Annotated in this window: 16 protein-coding genes; 3 read left to right on the top strand and 13 right to left on the bottom strand. The window is 33.7% G+C overall.

Translation table 11 applies throughout. The features are described from left to right. Nucleotides 1-2 precede the first annotated feature (2 nt). A complete protein-coding gene (locus tag BUB95_RS02445) occupies nucleotides 3-1,097 on the bottom strand; it encodes a Nif3-like dinuclear metal center hexameric protein (protein WP_073082553.1) in 1,095 nt (364 codons plus the stop codon). A 56-nt stretch (nucleotides 1,098-1,153) separates the two neighbouring features. On the opposite strand from BUB95_RS02445, the gene lpxK reads away from it, so the two are divergent. Continuing rightward, nucleotides 1,154-2,152, top strand: coding sequence for a tetraacyldisaccharide 4'-kinase (lpxK, locus tag BUB95_RS02440; protein ID WP_073082551.1), 999 nt, complete (start codon nucleotides 1,154-1,156; stop codon nucleotides 2,150-2,152). Here the strand turns inward: lpxK and BUB95_RS02435 are convergent. The 11 genes from BUB95_RS02435 to BUB95_RS02385 all read right to left on the bottom strand — a co-directional run bounded on the left by BUB95_RS02435 (nucleotide 2,149) and on the right by BUB95_RS02385 (nucleotide 13,134). Beyond that, entirely contained in the window at nucleotides 2,149-4,380 is a 2,232-nt protein-coding gene (locus BUB95_RS02435) for a tetratricopeptide repeat-containing hybrid sensor histidine kinase/response regulator (protein ID WP_073082548.1), read from the bottom strand. The genes lpxK and BUB95_RS02435 overlap by 4 nt on opposite strands. A gap of 28 nt (nucleotides 4,381-4,408) precedes the next feature. Further along, nucleotides 4,409-5,425, bottom strand: a complete 1,017-nt coding sequence (gene gap / locus BUB95_RS02430; protein ID WP_073082545.1) for a type I glyceraldehyde-3-phosphate dehydrogenase — start codon at nucleotides 5,423-5,425, stop codon at nucleotides 4,409-4,411. Next, complete coding sequence (lipA, locus tag BUB95_RS02425; protein ID WP_073082542.1) at nucleotides 5,425-6,297, bottom strand: lipoyl synthase; 873 nt, start codon at nucleotides 6,295-6,297, stop codon at nucleotides 5,425-5,427. The genes gap and lipA overlap by 1 nt, the downstream gene beginning before the upstream one ends. 52 nt (nucleotides 6,298-6,349) lie before the next feature. After that, nucleotides 6,350-7,591, bottom strand: coding sequence for an Nramp family divalent metal transporter (locus tag BUB95_RS02420; RefSeq protein WP_073082540.1), 1,242 nt, complete (start codon nucleotides 7,589-7,591; stop codon nucleotides 6,350-6,352). Continuing rightward, complete coding sequence (locus tag BUB95_RS02415; protein WP_073082536.1) at nucleotides 7,584-8,138, bottom strand: RNA polymerase sigma factor; 555 nt, start codon at nucleotides 8,136-8,138, stop codon at nucleotides 7,584-7,586. The genes BUB95_RS02420 and BUB95_RS02415 overlap by 8 nt, the downstream gene beginning before the upstream one ends. Then, nucleotides 8,129-9,241: a glycosyltransferase gene (locus tag BUB95_RS02410; protein WP_200777196.1), complete on the bottom strand. Its 1,113-nt coding sequence runs from the start codon at nucleotides 9,239-9,241 to the stop codon at nucleotides 8,129-8,131. The genes BUB95_RS02415 and BUB95_RS02410 overlap by 10 nt, the downstream gene beginning before the upstream one ends. 8 nt (nucleotides 9,242-9,249) lie before the next feature. Next, nucleotides 9,250-9,453 (bottom strand): membrane or secreted protein, encoded by a 204-nt coding sequence (locus BUB95_RS02405; protein WP_073082533.1) that lies wholly within the window; start codon nucleotides 9,451-9,453, stop codon nucleotides 9,250-9,252. Nucleotides 9,454-9,563: 110 nt separating this feature from the next. Continuing rightward, nucleotides 9,564-10,346, bottom strand: coding sequence for an anti-sigma factor (locus BUB95_RS02400; RefSeq protein ID WP_073082529.1), 783 nt, complete (start codon nucleotides 10,344-10,346; stop codon nucleotides 9,564-9,566). 10 nt (nucleotides 10,347-10,356) lie between these two features. Further along, entirely contained in the window at nucleotides 10,357-10,887 is a 531-nt protein-coding gene (locus BUB95_RS02395; protein WP_073082527.1) for an RNA polymerase sigma factor, read from the bottom strand. Nucleotides 10,888-10,929: 42 nt separating this feature from the next. Next, nucleotides 10,930-11,943: a UDP-N-acetylmuramate dehydrogenase gene (murB, locus tag BUB95_RS02390; RefSeq protein WP_073082524.1), complete on the bottom strand. Its 1,014-nt coding sequence runs from the start codon at nucleotides 11,941-11,943 to the stop codon at nucleotides 10,930-10,932. Beyond that, on the bottom strand, nucleotides 11,944-13,134 hold the full coding sequence (locus BUB95_RS02385; RefSeq protein ID WP_073082521.1) for a pyridoxal phosphate-dependent aminotransferase: 1,191 nt from the start codon (nucleotides 13,132-13,134) through the stop codon (nucleotides 11,944-11,946). Nucleotides 13,135-13,226: 92 nt separating this feature from the next. On the opposite strand from BUB95_RS02385, the gene BUB95_RS02380 reads away from it, so the two are divergent. After that, complete coding sequence (locus BUB95_RS02380; RefSeq protein WP_073082519.1) at nucleotides 13,227-14,579, top strand: aspartyl protease family protein; 1,353 nt, start codon at nucleotides 13,227-13,229, stop codon at nucleotides 14,577-14,579. Nucleotides 14,580-14,608: 29 nt separating this feature from the next. On the opposite strand, the gene BUB95_RS02375 is transcribed toward BUB95_RS02380, so the two are convergent. Beyond that, nucleotides 14,609-15,037 (bottom strand): DUF1573 domain-containing protein, encoded by a 429-nt coding sequence (locus tag BUB95_RS02375; protein ID WP_073082517.1) that lies wholly within the window; start codon nucleotides 15,035-15,037, stop codon nucleotides 14,609-14,611. Between the two features lie 187 nt (nucleotides 15,038-15,224). On the opposite strand from BUB95_RS02375, the gene BUB95_RS02370 reads away from it, so the two are divergent. Further along, the gene (locus BUB95_RS02370; RefSeq protein WP_073082515.1) at nucleotides 15,225-17,855 is read left to right on the top strand and encodes a valine--tRNA ligase; all 2,631 of its coding nucleotides are present in this window, start codon (nucleotides 15,225-15,227) and stop codon (nucleotides 17,853-17,855) included. Nucleotides 17,856-17,868 lie beyond the last annotated feature (13 nt).

Raw genomic sequence — 17,868 nt, 5'->3', positions numbered from 1 at the left:
AATTATAAATACTTTACCGGATTTGTATTTGTGTTTGATAAAATGATTGCAAAATTAGTAATTTTTTTCGAGAGATAGTCTACTAAAAACGTTTTTGTGAACTGCTCGCTCTCATAATGTCCAATGTCTGCAACAACGATGTCTTTTTCTGCAGTGAAAAAGTCGTGATACTTTAAATCAGCAGTTATAAATATATCGGCTCCAGCTACTTTAGCTGCACCTATAGCAAATGCGCCAGAACCTCCTAAAACAGCAACTTTCTTAACTGACTTATCTAGAAATTGTGAGTGTCTAACAGAGGAGGCATTCATACGTTTCTTTACAAAGCCTAAAAACTCTTTTTCTGGTTGTGGATTTTTGAGCTCACCAATCATACCCATGCCAATGTGTTGATTGGTATTGTCTAGTGTGGTGATTTCGTAAGCCACTTCTTCATAAGGATGAGCTTGAAATAAGGTTTTCAGAACTTTTGACTCTAAGTGTTTATGAAACGTGATATTGAGTTGGGTTTCTTCTTCTTTTTGAAGTTGTCCAGGTTGTCCAACTACTGGGTTAGAGTCATCATTGCCTTTAAAAGTTCCAATACCGTTAGCGTTAAAACTACAATGGTCATAATTGCCAATACTACCAGCACCAGCTTGAAATAATGATTGTCTTAAAGCATCAGCATTGGCTTTAGGAACATAAGTTGTCAGTTTTTTTATAGTGCCTTTTTGAGGAATTAAAATTTGTTTGTTTTTTAATTCTAGCTGGTCACAGATGATAGAGTTTACACCTTGTAATGCATTATCTAGCGCTGTATGAATTGCGAAAATGGCAATATTATTTTGGATGGCTTTTATAACTACGCGTTCTACATAGCTTTTTCCGGTTAGCTTTTTTAGTCCTTTAAAAATAATAGGGTGGAAGCTAACAATAAGGTTGCAATTGTTTTCAATAGCTTCGTCTACAACAGCTTCTAGTGTATCTAGAGTAACTAATACACCCGTGATTTTTTGGTTTTTATCGCCGACAAGAAGTCCAACATTATCAAAATCTTCAGCATAAGCCAAAGGTGCTAAATCCTGTAAATGATTAATAACATCTTGTACAACCATTGAATTTGTGTTTTTTTCAAATATAAATATTAAAGATATATATTACTTTCGTTATCATGAAAATCCTCAGAATCCTTCTATTTCCTATTGTACCTATTTACTTTTTGGTGACTTGGTTGCGTAATCGATTGTATGATTCTGGTATTAAGCCGTCAAAATCTTACGATTTCCCTGTGATTTGTGTGGGTAATTTAAGTACTGGTGGTACAGGAAAAACACCAATGATAGAGTATTTAGTTAGGTTATTGAAAAATCAATATAAAATTGCAACTTTAAGTCGCGGTTATAAACGTGTGACTAAAGGATTTTTATTAGCTGATGAAAATGCTAATGTAGATACCTTGGGCGATGAGCCTTTTCAGTTTTATAATAAGTTTCGTTCTATTTATGTTGCTGTAGATGAAAATAGGCAAAATGGTATTTCGGGATTACGCCAACTTAGTCCTCAACCCGAGATAATTCTTCTTGATGATGCCTACCAGCACAGAAAAGTAAAAGCAGGATTCAATATTTTGTTAAGCTCATACAAAAATCTTTACACAAAAGATATTGTGCTACCAACGGGTAATTTAAGAGAGCCTAAGATAGGAGCCAATAGAGCTAATGCTATTATAGTTACAAAATGTCCTAATGATTTGGGTGATGCTGAAAAGCAGACTATTATAAAACAAATTGCTCCAAAAGAACATCAGCACGTATTTTTTAGTCATATAGCTTATAGTGATAAAGTGGTATCTGCTTCTGAAGAAATGCCTCTTGAAGCTATGGGTAATTTCACATTAGTGACAGGAATTGCCAATGCTCAACCACTCGTACGGCATTTTAAATCTAAAAGTCTTGATTTTGAACACCTAGAGTATGGCGACCATTATAACTTCACTATAAAGGATATTGAATTACTGGAGCAAAAAGACCTTATTATCACTACAGAGAAAGATTATATGCGTTTATTGGTGGTTGAAAGTCTACAGGATAAACTCTTCTATATTGCTATAGAAACTGTCATAGATAAGTCTTCAGAATTTAATAAATTAATTCTTGACTTTGTAAATTAAGTTGTTGCTTCAGCCTTACCAGAAAGTGCTGCGTAAAGTTTCTTCTCAAAGGTTTCTTGTTTGAAAGGTTTGGAAATAATATCATCAAAACCAGCCTCATCAAATTCATGCATCTTATCCTCTAGTGTCACGGCCGTAAGCGCAAATATGGTCAATTCTTTATTGAATCCTCTAATGCGCTTTGTAGCTTCTAAGCCACTTATTCCTGGCATATGAATATCCATTAAAACAACATTGTACTCAGTATTTCTAACCTTCTCAACAGCATCCTCACCATTGTCTACTATGTCACAGGTAAGCCCCATTTTGGTTAGAATTTTCTTAGTAATCATTTGGTTGATTTTGTTGTCTTCAACTACTAAAATTTTGATGTTCTCTAAGTCCAATGCTTTAATGTTTTCTATGTGTTTACTTTCTTTTGGTTCTATTTTTTTCTTGGCTTCAACATACTTAAGTGGCAGCTCGAAGAAGAATGTGGTTCCTTGTCCTAGTTGACTTTTTAATGAAATTTTACCGTTTAGAATTTTCATTAATCCTTTAACAATTGAAAGTCCCAGACCTGTGCCACCATACTTTCTATTGATTTGTATTGAGCCTTGAGAGAAACTCTCGAACATCTGTTCTTGTTTTTCTTTTGAAATACCAATACCATTATCCTCTATTTCAAATAAGAGTTGGTAAAGTTCTTTCTTAGAAGATTTCTTTTTTACTCTTACCCAAATATCACCGTCTTTAGTAAACTTTATAGCATTACCAAGAAGATTAATAAGTATCTGAGATATTTTTAACTGATCACCAATGTAGTTTTCAGGGAGACCTTCTTCATATTCAAAATGAATATTAGTGTTGTTGTCTTTTGCAGAGTTGTTTAAAGCAGCAACGACATTTTCAATCTTGGTTTTTAGATTAAAATCTTCTGGGTCTAACTCCACTTTGTTAGCTTCAATCTTATTGATTTGAAGAATGTCATTAATGAAGGTTAATAGATAATCTCCAGAAAATTTTAATGATTTTAAATGCGGAATTTGCTTTTCTTTAGGGTCTTCGTCTAGCAGAAGACTTGTTAATCCCGTAACAGCATAAAGTGGTGTACGCAGCTCGTGCGTTACTGTAGATAGGAAGTTTGCTTTTGTTTTTGAAGCTAATTCAGCTTTTTCTTTAGCAACAATAAGCTCGTCGTTTTTAATCTGAAGCATATTATTTGTGCGCAGTCTAATATTATTGTTTTTGTATAACGAAAGCGTTAACAGAGACAGAATTGTAATTAACGAGATACTTAAAATAGTAGTTATCCTCGCTAAATTAGTATCTGCATCAGCTTCAGTAATTTGGTTTTGTAATTGTTGGTTTTCTGCACTTTGATAAGCTGATACAAATTTTGCATTTTTCTCAGAAGACATACTTTCTCTTTGAATATTGAGTATTGAGTCTGACAAATGTAAATGCTTGTTGAGGTAAAGGTTTGCTGACTTGTACTGATTTTTGCTTTGGTAAATTTTACTCAAAGTCAGATAGGCATCGTTAATATTTTCTATAGATTTATCTTCTAGTGCTATATCCAAACCTTCTTTAGCTTGGTCTAATGCCAAATTGTACTCGGATTTGGCATAGTACGCTTTTGCATTGTGTATGTAGCTACTGCTTAAAACTCTATTGAGCTCATGTTTTTTAGCCACAACTATAGCACGTTCTAATTTGCTTTTGGCATTATCTATTTGATTAATTTTGAGGTATACACGTGCTTCGTTAAGATTAACTTCAGCTTGATATTTTTCTGCATTTGGCTCTTGAAAGTTATCTAGTGCATAACCAAAAAATTCTAGAGCTGTTGGGTATTCTTTTAAATTACTGTGTATAACACCCCTAATATTGTAAGTGAGACCTAAGTTAACGTAGTCTTCTATCTCACGCTGAATACTCATAGCTTTATTAAGAGAAGAAAGAGCTTTATCTGGTTCTTCAACCAAATACTGTAGCTTTGCAATTTTGGTATAAATTACACCTTCAGTTTTTTGGTCTTTTATCTTTTGAGCAATGGATAAGGCCTTTTCAAGATTGTCTTTAGCGTTAAAATAATCACCACGTTCCGTGTATATTCTAGATTGTTCTAATTCTTGTTGGAGAGATAATTCTAATTCCTCTTGGTTTATAATGCCGTCTGTTTGGGCACTAATGGATAGTCCAAGTGACATTAAAAAAATGAATATGAGGTGTTTAATCTGGGACATTAAAACATATTTTAGCAAACAAATATAATTATTTATTCGATAAAAGTGTGTTTTTGTCCGATAAATTGCATATTAAATCAATTAAACGTTGGCTATATCCTGTTTCGTTATCGTACCAACCTATGATTTTTACCATGTTTCCTATTACTGAAGTCATCTGTGCATCGAAAATACAAGAATGAGAATTTCCAACAATATCAATGGAGACGATTGGGTCTTCTGTATATTGAAGTATACCTTTTAACTGTGTTTCAGCTGCTTTTTTAAATATTGCATTTACTTCTTTTATAGAAACTTCTTTCCTAACATTAAAAGTAACATCCGTTAAGGAGCCATTAGCTACAGGAACTCTTATACCACAACCACCTATAAAATCTGCTAAATCTGGGAATATTTTGGTGAGTGCTTTTGCCGCTCCTGTTGTAGTTGGAACTATAGACTGACTAGCAGCTCTTGCGCGACGTAAATCTCTGTGTGGCTGGTCATGCAGGCTTTGGTCAGTTGTATAGCTATGTACTGTAGTTATGTAGGCTTGTTTGACTTCAAAATTTTCATGCATCAATTTTAGCATTGGTGCTGCATTATTTGTTGTGCAAGATGCATTAGAAATTATTGTCTCAGTGCCGTCTAAGATATCGTCATTTACACCTAAGACAATCGTTTTTATATCATCTTCTAATGGCGGTACAGATAAGATAACTTGCTTTGCCCCATTATTGATGTGATTTAGTAAGTGTTTCTTCTCTTTAAATTTACCTGTAGCTTCAATCACGAAATCTGGTTGAGAATCTCTCCAGTTTAGTTTTGAAATATCACTTTCGTTAGAAAGCGGAATTGATACATCGTCAATTATAATTTCATTTTCAGAATAAGATATATTATGATTGAGAACACCGTGAATACTATCATATTTAAGAAGATGACTTAATGTTCTGGTATCCGCCAAATCATTAATAGCAACGATTTTAATTTTTGGATGGTTTAAGGCCAGTCTAAAAAAGCGTCTGCCTATTCTTCCAAAACCGTTTATAGCAACAGTAATCATTAATTAATGTGCTTTTGCGCTTTGTATGATGAGCGTACCAATGCGCTACTTTCTACGTGTCTAAATCCAAGGTCTAAACCAATTTGTTTGTATTCATCAAATTCATCTGGATTCACAAAACGTTGTACAGGTAAATGTTTTTTACTAGGCTGTAAGTATTGCCCAATGGTTACAACATCTACATCGTTTTCACGTAAATCGTGCAAAGTTTGGATTACTTCTTCTCGAGCTTCTCCTAGACCAAGCATAATGCCAGATTTAGTTCTTCGCTGTCCTTGGGCTTTTAAATATTTGAGGACGCCCATGCTACGGTCGTATTTAGCTTGAATTCTTACTTCCCTCGTCAGTCGTCTTACAGTTTCTATATTATGCGATACAACCTCTGGTGCAACTTCAATAATTCTATCGATATGTCTCTCTACACCTTGAAAATCTGGGATAAGTGTTTCTAGAGTTGTTTCTGAATTCATTCTGCGAACAGCTTTAACCGTTTCTGCCCACATGATACTCCCCATATCTTTTAAGTCGTCTCTGTCTACACTAGTTAATACAGCATGTTTAATATTCATCAACTTTATTGAGCGTGCTACTTTTTCAGGTTCATCCCAATCTACGGTTTCGGGACGACCAGTTTTTACGCCACAGAATCCACAAGAGCGTGTGCAAACATTACCTAGAATCATAAATGTAGCTGTTCCTTCTCCCCAACATTCACCCATGTTCGGGCAGCTACCAGACGTACAAATCGTATTTAACTTATACTTATCAACTAGACTTCTTAGTTCTGTATATTTTTTTCCTGTAGGAAGTTTAACCCTTAACCATTTTGGTTTACGTTCTGGAAGTATATTTGATGCTGTTTGAGTCTCCATTCGATTACTTTTTTCGACAAGCAAAGATACGAAGTAAAAACTTAAAAGAATACTAAAGTGTGGTTACAAACCAAATGCCAAAACCAATAAGAAATATAATACCAAGCCAACTTAATAACCGCATAAATTTCTTTGGTCGCCATTGTTCTGGAACATGTTTGGAATTAATAAGCTTGTAGTTAACAATAGCGTAAAAAGGAGCTGTTAAAAATGATAAAATTGTGGCAACCTCAACCAGCTTTCCTAGATTAGCACTCAAAAAGAAAAAGATGATTAATGTGCCAATAAATAAGACGGTCAGCCAAATTATGTAGCTTTTTTTGATTTTGAAATTAGACAACAGCGTTGTGGTACGTTCCATAACTCTAGGTGAGGCATCATAGGTGGTTAACGTTGTGCTAAACATTGTTGTAATTGCTGCCATCCCTATAATAAGATATGCCCAATCTCCTAAACTACTTGTGTACATCTGGATGAGTTGAGAGGAAAACCCAGCAGCAGAAGTTTTTAAAACTTCACCGGAATTATAAAAAACTAATGCGCCAAGTGTTAGAAACCCAAGTCCAAGTATTATAGTGGTTATATAACCGATATTAAAATCGAAAAGAGATGATTTTGTATCAAATTCTTTACTATTTTTTTTCTTCTCAAGTGACCAAACTGAATGCCAGATAGAAATATCAAGTGGAGCAGGCATCCATCCCATAAAAGCAATAAGAAAAACCCATTGAGACTTTACAGGGAACGTTTGCGAAAAACTAACAGAGCTTTCGGAATTTAATGAAGACGCAAAAACCGCTATAATTGTAGTAACTGTTAATGTTAGGACAATTACCTTCATCAATTGGTCTAGCAATTTATAACGCCCTAAAGTAAGAATAGCAGTGCAAATTAAAAGAATAATTACTGTCCAAATTTGTACACTTGTAAAAAGCAGATTGCCGAATGCAATAGTTTCGAATTCATACAAAACGTAAGACGCTAAACTGGCAGTGACTATGGTTACGGCTGTTTGTATGGTAAACATGGTTGCGAAAGTGAGGAGAAAATAAATCACCAAAATTCCTTTTCCTAATCTTCTGTATCCGTCAATGAGGCTTTCTCCAGTAGCCATAGCGTATCTTGGTCCGTATTGAAAAAAAGGATATTTAAAAATATTGACAAGGAGTAATGCCCAAACTAAACCAAAACCAAAATCTGCACCTGCACGTGTAGATTGTACCAAATGAGATACACCAATTGCTGCACCAGCAAATAATAATCCTGGGCCTAATTTTTTTATGGCATCAAGCATTAGGTTTTGTAAGTATTTGAGCTAGTAATTTTTTTGCTCTCAAGAGTTTTACTTTGACGTTGTTAATGGGTTCGTCAAGCTGAATAGATATGTCCTTATAGCTTAATTCTTGAAAGTATCTTAAGTTAATGACCTCTTGATAATGCGGCTTTAGTTTTTTAATGTCGCGTAGCAATTTAGCCAAGTTTTGCTCACGGATAATTTTGTCTTCAGGAGTTGGAGACTCATCTGGAATGTCATAAACAATAGCATCATCTTTAGAATTTATTTTACTAATTATGGATGACTTATGCTTGCGAACCAAATCAATATGAATATTTTTTGAAATGGTAATTAACCAAGTTTTAAAAACATACTTATCATTGTAAGTATCAATTTTATCAAAAGCTTTAGAAAAGGTTTGGATGGTAATGTCTTCTGCATCGTTTTCATTTTCTGTTCGCTTTAATTGAAAACCATAAACATCATTCCAGTAACTGTCCAATAAGAATTTAAATGCAGCTTGGTTATTCTCTTTTGCTAGTTCAATAGCTTTTTTTACTTCCAATGTTTTGGTTTTGAAATAAGATTAGCACTAAAGATAACTAATTGGAAAATAATTAAGAAAATTTCTAAAAAAGGAGCTAGAATAATCACATCGTTTTCTTCTAATTTATTGGCAGAAGTCCCAATGACTACAAACTGTAATATAATTCTAAAAGCTATGATGCCTAAAACTATTTGCCACTGAAATAAAAAGGAGAGTAGAATAGCAGCAAGTACCCAAAATAAAAGCTGGCTGAAATAAAAAATCCCTAATAAAAGCTTATGGGAAAATTTATAATGATTAGCTGTGCTTACGTGTCTTCGCTTTTGTATTATCCAATCTTTGAACGTTTTTTTTGGTTCTGATATGGTAAAACTATCTTTTGTATAGCAAAGAGCGGTGTTAGATTTGGTAGCCACTTCATTGATAAACAAATCATCATCACCAGATTTAATAGACATATGATTCATATATCCGCCATTATTAAAAAACTGTTCTTTTCTATAAGCTAGATTTCTTCCTACGCCCATATAAGGTAACCCTAATTTAGCGTAAGAGAAATATTGAATGGCGGTCATTAACGTTTCAAAACGAATCAATTTGTTTAGTAATGAATACTTCACTTTTTTATATGCGCCATAACCAAGAATGACAGATTTCTCGTTACTAAAATGAGCACTTATTTGTTTGAGCCATTGTTTTGATGCAGGCATACAATCGGCATCAGTAAAAATCAAGAATTCGTTTTTAGCAGCTTTAATACCTAAAGTCAATGCGTATTTTTTATTGCCCCAAAAAGGTTCTATAGATTTTACATTTACAAGGTTAATATTGTCATGCTTTTCAGCAAATTCTTCCATAACCTCTAGAGTGTCGTCCCATGAACTATCATTGATTAAGACAACTTCAAAATTTCTATAATCTTGTTCAAGGATTTTAGGAAGATTCTGTTTTAAGTTTTCAGCTTCGTTTTTAGCACAAATAATTACAGAAATGGCTATATCATAAGCTTTGCCTTTTTCAGGCTTTTGAAATGAAAAGAAACTAAGAAAACCTATGTAGTATAGGATTTGAATAATTGCAATGGCAATAAAACAATAAAATAATATTGATAAAATAGCCATTTACAGACTTAGGAGTGTTGTGGTTCTGAACACGAGTCGAATTGGTCTGGTGTTTTTCCACAAAAACCACAAGCTTCTCCTTCTTGGTTTAGCATTGGGTTTTGGCTAGCACATGTGCCAGCAAATTTTCCATCTTTTTTTGCCCAGATTTTAATAGCTATTCCAGCTACTGCTAGGAGTAAAAGCCCTAAGGTGATGATTAATAACTTCATAGATGAAAAATATTATAAATTTAGGCAAAGATACTGCTTTTGAGTTATTAAAAACAAAAAAGCCCACTTAGAACTGAAGCGGGCTTTTACATTGTATATCTAAATTTGCTTTAATTATCTCTAAGCGAAATTTCAGCAACTTCCTTGTCTTCCGTAGTAGGGTCACCGTTTCGGTTTTGGATGACTATACTCAAGGCTAGTGCATCTTCCATGTACGGAATAGGTTTTAACGTACGCTGATAGTCTTCTAAATAACCTAAACTTACCATTTTGTCTTCGAGCTCTGCTCTTAATTGGTAATATTGATTCTCAGGGAGTTTTGGTAATGAAACTACATCAATCATAGATGTTTTTTCAATTGGATTAATGTATGCTACAGTTTTAAGATTCTTTGCACGCTCATTTCCTTCTAAAACATACTTTCTAGAGTCTGGATTGTTCAGTTTTTCTAGCTGAAGCGCCAATGCATCTAATTTAGAGTTGTTTTTGTCTATATCTTCTCTAAGGTCAAAGATTTCATCAACAACCACGTTGTTTTCGCTATTTAAAGCCTGATTTTTTTGGTATAAAACAAAACTCCATGTGGCAAAAGCAAAAGCCGCTATACTAGCAGCAATGCTATACCAAGGTGTTTTACGCTGAGGAATTGTTATGACTTTAGGTTCTTGTTTTGTAGATTCTAAAATCTTATTTAATACACCCAGAGGTGCTTCAACAGCATTAGCCTTAGCTACAATCTCTAAGTTTGTTTGTAGCTTTTCAAAAGCTTCAGCAATTTCAGGATGATTATCCATTTGGTGTTCTACTTCCAGATTTTCTGCAATGGAAGTATCACCTACTAAATAACGCTCTAGTAAGCCTGATTGTAAAAAAGAATGTAGTTTTTCTTCCATAATTAATTATTTAAAAATCGTAAACTTTTTTAAGCTCTCTTAAGCCAATTTTGAGTCTAGATTTAACGGTGCCAAGCGGAATATCCAACTCATCACTCGCTTCTTGCTGCGTCATACCTTCAAAAAACAAGGCATTAAGCACAATTTGATATTTTTCTTCTAACCTTGCAACATGCTCTTTAATGTCTATGACATCTTGATTCAATTTAGTGCCAGGTAAGATATATACGTTAGATTTATCTATTTGGACTTCTTTATGAAATCTGTTATTAAAACTTCTCAGTTTATCAATTGCCGTATTTCTTGCAATTCTAAACAACCAAGTAAATAACTTTGCTTTTGAGGCATCGTATTTATGAGCATTTTTCCAAACTTTTATAAATGTTTCTTGTAACGCGTCTTCAGCTATTTCTTCGTTCTTCGTAACCTTGAGTATAGCACCATACAAGCTATCCGAATAATTTTCGTACAACAGGTTTAACGCGTATTGGTCTTGGCGTTGCAGTAGCTTAATAATGCGTTGTTCTATACTTTGGCTCAATGTGTTTTAATTTAGTTTAGCGTTAGGGGCAATAATCTAAAATTAAATAATATTTACTTCAGTCTCTATTTTTATATTGAATATTCGTAAAATGGTCTGCTGAATTAATTGCGCAAGATTGTATATGTCTTTCCCTAATGCATTTCCATAGTTAACGAGTACCAAGGCTTGCTTATTATGTACACCATAGTCTCCGAAACGCTTTCCTTTAAACCCAGCGGTTTCTATTAACCAACCAGCAGGCACCTTAACTTGGGATTCTGAAATTACATAATGCGGAGCATTGGGGAAATCCATTTGCAATTTTTTGAATTCTGATACTGAAATTACTGGATTCTTAAAGAAACTTCCACTATTACCAATCTTTGCAGGGTCTGGGAGTTTACTTTGTCTAATAGAAATTACAGCATTAGAAATATCTTTTATTGTAGGGTTTACTACTTTAAGCTTTTCAAGTTCATCTTTTATAGCACCATAATCCAAACTCAATTTGTGATTGTGTTTGGTTAATTTTAAACATACACTTGTTATAATGTATTTACCTCTTAAGTTTTGTTTAAAAACAGACTCACGGTAGTCAAACTTACAATCTTCTTTAGTAAAGTGAACTTCTTCTTGGGTTGTAATATTTATAGCTTTACAAGAATGGAATACATCTTTAAGCTCTACGCCATAAGCACCTATGTTTTGTATTGGAGCTGTGCCAATGTTCCCTGGAATAAGAGACATGTTCTCAATTCCGCCGTAATTGTTATTTATGCAGTAAAGAACAAATTCATGCCAGTTTTCTCCAGCCATTGCTTCTAAAACAACATGGTCCTTATCTTCTCTAACAATAGAAATACCTTTAAGATTAAGATGAATTACTAAAGCTTTGATGTCTTGAGTTAGTAACATATTACTGCCACCACCTAAAACAAATAGCGGATAAGAAGCTTCAGTTTTTAAAACGTTTTTTAAATCTTCAATACTTTTAATATTGATATAACGGTTTGCCTTGGCGTCAATACCAAATGTATTGTAGGATTTTAATGATACGTTTTTTTCTACAGTCATTTAATCTTTATATACTTTTAAAGCTTCTGCTATGATTTTAACGGCTTTTTTAAGGCTCTCTTTATTAAGTACGTATGCAATTCTAATTTGGTTTAGACCTACATTTGGAGAGGAATAAAATCCTGCAGCTGGCGCAACCATAACTGTCTCATTTTCATAGCTAAAAGACTCTAAGAGCCATTGCGCAAAATTATCAGAATTTTTTACTGGTAACTCTGCTATACAGTAAAATGCACCTTTAGGCTTGGCAACTTTTACGCCATCTATTTTTTCTAATTCAGAAATTAAAAGGTCCCTTCGTTGTACATATTCTTCAGTGACATCCGTAAAATAAGAATCAGGAGTACTTAATGCAGCTTCACTAGCAATTTGAGCTAAAGTTGGTGGGCTTAAACGGGCTTGAGCATATTTTAAAGCCGTTTGAATAAATTCTTTATTTTTTGAAACTAGATACCCTATTCTTGCACCGCACATGCTGTAGCGTTTAGACACGGAGTCTATCACAATGGCGTGTTCTTTTAGGCTATCTTCTTGTAGTATTGAATAGTGTTTTACACCATCATAGGCAAACTCTCTGTACACTTCGTCTGCTATTAAAAATAAATCGTGCTTTTTTACTAGCTCAGCTAATTTTTTAATTTCCGCTTTTGAATATAAATAGCCAGTAGGGTTACCTGGATTGCAGATTAAAATTGCCTTTGTTTTTGGTGTGATAAGTTTTTCAAAATCTTCGATTGGAGGTAATGCAAAATTGTCTTCAATTTTTGAAATTACTGGAACGACATTCACGCTAGAGGCTGTAGAAAAACCATTATAGTTGGCATAAAATGGTTCAGGGATAATAATTTCGTCATCTGCATCCATAATACTTCCAAAAGCAAATAAAAGTGCTTCACTACCACCTGTTGTTACAATTATATCATTATGCGATACACTAATATGGTTTTTATCATAATAGTTAGCAATCTTTTTTCTGTAATTTTCCGAACCTTCAGAGCGTGTATATGCTAAGATATCTAGAGAGTGTATCTTAACGGCATCAAGGGCAATCTGTGGTGTTTTAATGTCTGGTTGACCTATATTGAGATAGTATACAGTTTTTCCGTCTTTTTCTGCTTGTTCAGCATAAGGGACTAATTTTCTTATGGGTGATGAAGGCATTTTGTGGCCTTTTTCAGAAATTTTAGGCATAGCTAATCTGAGTTTTTATTAAATCTTAAATTTTATTTAAAAAATTAATACAAAATTAAGCTATTAGAAGTAGAATTGTATTTTTAATTACAATGAAAATTATACTTCAATATTTATTTTTAAGTCTTTTTTTGTGTGTTGGCTTTTTGTCTTCAGGACAAAGTCAATTTAATCTTTCAAAAAGTAAGAGCTCCAAAATTAGATTTCAGCTAATTAACAATATTATAGTAATGCCAGTAGAGCTTAATGGTGTTAAACTATCGTTTGTTCTAGATACAGGTGTTAGTAGACCAATACTATTCAACTTAGTAAACATGGACTCTTTACAGATTAAAAATACAGAGCGTTCGTATTTGAGAGGACTTGGTAGTAACGGGTCTATTCAAGCTGTAAAATCAAAAGGGAATACTATTAAAATTGGTGAAGCTATAGCTTTTAATACAGAAGTTTCATTGGTTTTTGATCCTAGCATAAACTTTACTCCTAGACTCGGTGTTGCTGTTCATGGAATAATAGGATTTGATATTTTTAAAGATTTTGTGGTTGAACTTAACTATAGTGGAAAATATATTAGGTTACATAAAAGGAGTTTTTTTAGACCTAAAAAATCTTCTAAATGGAAAAAGCTACCAATAGAGATCATAGATAAAAAACCTTATCTCAACGCAGAGATAAACTATGGTTTAAAAAACATACCAGTAAAACTATTAATGGACACGGGGAGTAGTGATGCACTCTGGTTATTTGAAGGTAGCCATCAAAATATAAAATCTTCCCAAAACATGTTTTTTGATGATTTTTTAGGTAAAGGGTTAAGTGGAGCAGTTTACGGTAAACGTTCCAAACTGACATCATTTGCTCTAGATAATTTTAAGCTTAGTAATATTAACGTTGCTTATCCTGATTCTATTTATTTAAGTATAGCTAGGCAAAATAAATTAAGAAATGGAAGCGTTTCTGGAAATATCCTTAAGCGTTTTAACTTCTTATTTGATTATAAGGGAGAACAAATGTGGTTGAAGAAAAACAATAATTTTAATGCTTCCTTTTATTATAACAATAGTGGTATTGTACTTGAGCAACGTGGGCTTAGAGTTGTTAAAGAACGCCAGCAGAAAAACAGAATGGATGGTTATGGTAGGAAATTAGAGGGCGGTAATGGTATAGATCTTTTTGATCGTTATAAGTTTGTCCTTAAACCTTCATTCCAAGTGGTAGAATTAAGAGAAAATTCTAACGCAAAGGCTGCTGGTATAAAGTTAGGAGACATTATTCTGTCTATAAATGGAAAGCAAACAAGCGAACTGACTTTACAACAAGTCAATGAGTTTTTTTATAATCGAAAAGGTACAGTTTTAAGAGTTAGAGTAGATAGAGATGGTACCCCATTTTTTTTCAAATTTGCCCTTGATGATGTATTCAAAAAAAAAGAGCCCTCAAATTGAAGGCTCTAATTAAATAAATTTATTAATTTTTATTGCTCTACTGAGCTTTTTCCTTTTTTGTCTAATACACTAGTTTTACCAGGGTCAATGACTAAACCTTTAATTTTTAAAGCTACTGTTGGAGTATCAGCATTAGAAATTACTGTTATTGTTTTTCTAATTGGGTTTACTCTATTAGTATCGTATTTTACTTCGATTTCGCCAGTTTCTCCAGGCATTATAGGTCCTTTAGGTTTTTTAGGAACAGTACATCCGCATGTAGATTTAACACTTGAAATAATCAAAGGAGCATCTCCAGTATTAGTAAATTCAAACGTACGAACGCCATTAGCGCCTTTCTCTATAGTGCCGTAATCTATTACGTCTGTTTTAAATTCAATTTTTGCAACCTTCTTGTCTTGAGCCGTTAAACCTAAACTCATGACTCCAATAAATAAAATTGTAATTATATTTTTCATCACTTTAATTTTTAAAAAATTAGTCTACCAAAATTATGTACTTTTTCGTTCTCTGCAAAATTAATACGTTGTAATGCACTCTATTTAACAATAATCATACTTTTTTAGCACATTATGTTCGCATTTATTCCCTAAAAAAAGAAATATAAGTACTTTTGTCAGTTATTAGCAAAAACGATACCAAAACATGGAAATACCTTCAAAATATAGTGCTTCAAGTGTAGAGAGTAAGTGGTACGATTACTGGATGGAGCATAATTATTTTCATTCCACGCCAGATGAAAGAGAGCCTTATACTATTGTAATTCCTCCGCCAAATGTTACGGGAGTATTACACATGGGACATATGCTTAATAATACGATTCAGGATGTATTAATTCGTCGTGCAAGATTGCTAGGTAAAAATGCATGCTGGGTGCCTGGGACTGACCATGCATCTATTGCTACAGAAGCAAAAGTTGTGGCAAAACTAAAAGCGCAAGGTATAGACAAAAATGATTTGTCTAGAGAAGAATTTTTGAAACATGCTTGGGAATGGACTGAAGAATATGGAGGCGTTATTTTAGAACAGCTAAAGAAGCTAGGATGCTCTTGCGATTGGGATAGAACCAAGTTCACCATGGATGATGATATGTCCGAAGCGGTTATCAAGGTTTTTGTTGATTTATATAATAAAGGAATGATTTACCGTGGATATCGTATGGTAAATTGGGACCCAGAAGCAAAAACAACTTTGTCTGATGAGGAAGTTGAATATGTTGAAAAGCAGGGAAAACTCTATCATATCAATTATAAAATTGAAGGTTCTGATGAGGTTTTAACCATCGCTACAACAAGGCCAGAAACTTTATTGGGAGACACTGCTATTTGCATCAATCCTAATGATGAAAGATACTTTAGTCTAAAAGGAAAGAAGGCTATTGTTCCGATTAATAATAGAGTAGTTCCTATTATTGAGGATGAATATGTTGATTTAGAATTTGGTACAGGTTGCCTTAAGGTAACACCAGCTCACGATGAGAATGATAAAATGCTTGGTGAAAAGCATAATATTGATGTGATTGATATCTTTAATGAAGACGCCACTTTAAATTCTTATGGTTTGCATTACGAAGGCAAAGACCGTTTCGTTGTGCGTAAAGAAATTGTTAAAGAGCTTGAAGAGCTCGGCGCTATTGTTAAGATTGAAGACTATACGAATCGTGTTGGTATTTCAGAGCGTACAAAGGCCATTATAGAGCCACGCCTGTCGGATCAATGGTTTTTAAAAATGAAAGATTTGGCAGAACCTGCTATTAAAGCAGTTTTAGAGACGGAAGAGATTAAGCTCCATCCAAAACATTTTAACAATACGTATCGTCATTGGATGGAAAATATCCGCGATTGGAATATTTCTCGTCAATTACGTTGGGGACAGCAAATTCCAGCGTATTATTACGGTGATGGAAAAGAAGATTTTGTTGTTGCAGAAAATATTAAAGATGCCCTAGAATTAGCAAAGCAAAAAACAAATAACAATGCTTTAACCACTAATGATTTACGTCAGGATTCTGATGCATTAGATACATGGTTTAGCTCTTGGTTATGGCCAATTAGCGTGTTTGATGGCATACGAAATCCTGAAAACGAAGAAATAAACTACTACTATCCTACAAACGATTTGGTAACAGGACCAGATATTTTATTCTTCTGGGTGGCGCGTATGATTGTTGCGGGTTATGAGTTTAAAGGACAGCGTCCTTTTGAGAATGTATATCTCACAGGGTTGGTTAGAGATAAGCAACGTCGTAAAATGTCCAAATCTCTAGGTAATTCTCCGGATGCATTAAAGCTTATTGAAGATTATGGCGCTGATGGTGTACGTGTTGGTTTATTGTTGAGTTCTGCTGCTGGTAATGACTTAATGTTTGATGAAGAATTATGTAACCAAGGAAAATCATTTGCCAATAAAATTTGGAATGCTTTTCGTTTGGTAAAAGGCTGGGATGTTGCAGATATAGAGCAGCCCGAATCTTCTAAAATTGCCATAGATTGGTATAAAGCTAGATTCCAAAAAGCATTAGCCGATACAGAAAATAATTACTGTAAATATCGTTTGTCCGACGTGTTGATGACAAGCTATAAATTAATATACGATGATTTTTGCGGATGGCTATTAGAAATGGTTAAGCCCGCTTATGGTAAGCCAATAGATGCAAAAACATTTAATGCCGTTATACAAGTTTTCGAGGATAATCTTAAAGTCTTACATCCATTTATGCCATTTTTAACTGAAGAAATCTGGCAGTATATGGCAGAGCGAACGCCAGAAGAAGCTTTAATTATTTCAAAATATCCAGAATTAGAGTCTTATAATTCAAAACTTATCGAGGATTTTGAATTGGTAAAGGAAGCAGTTTCGGGTATTAGAACTATAAGAAAAGAAAAGAATATTGCTTTTAAAGATGCTATTGAACTTTCAATTATAAATAACGAAAATTTAGATGCATCCTTTAATAGTGTTATTGCTAAAATGGGTAATATTTCTAATCTTCGGATAGTTACAGAACCAATTGAAGGCGCATTAACGTTTAGAGTAAAATCTAACGAATACTTTATTCCTGTCGCAGGTACAATTAATGTTGAAGAGGAAATTAAGAAACTTACCGAAGAGTTAAGCTATACGCAAGGTTTCTTAAAATCGGTACAGAAAAAACTTTCTAACGAGCGTTTCGTAAACAATGCGCCAGAGCAAGTCGTAGCTTCAGAAAAAAAGAAAGAAGCTGATGCTCTCGCAAAAATCGAAACTATTAGTGCCAGTTTAAAAGCGCTTCAGTAATTAAATAACAGTA

The organism is Winogradskyella jejuensis, assembly GCF_900129745.1.
GTDB lineage: Bacteria > Bacteroidota > Bacteroidia > Flavobacteriales > Flavobacteriaceae > Winogradskyella > Winogradskyella jejuensis.
Note: the sequence above shows the minus strand (reverse complement) of the source record. Positions and strands in the feature narration are given on the sequence as shown.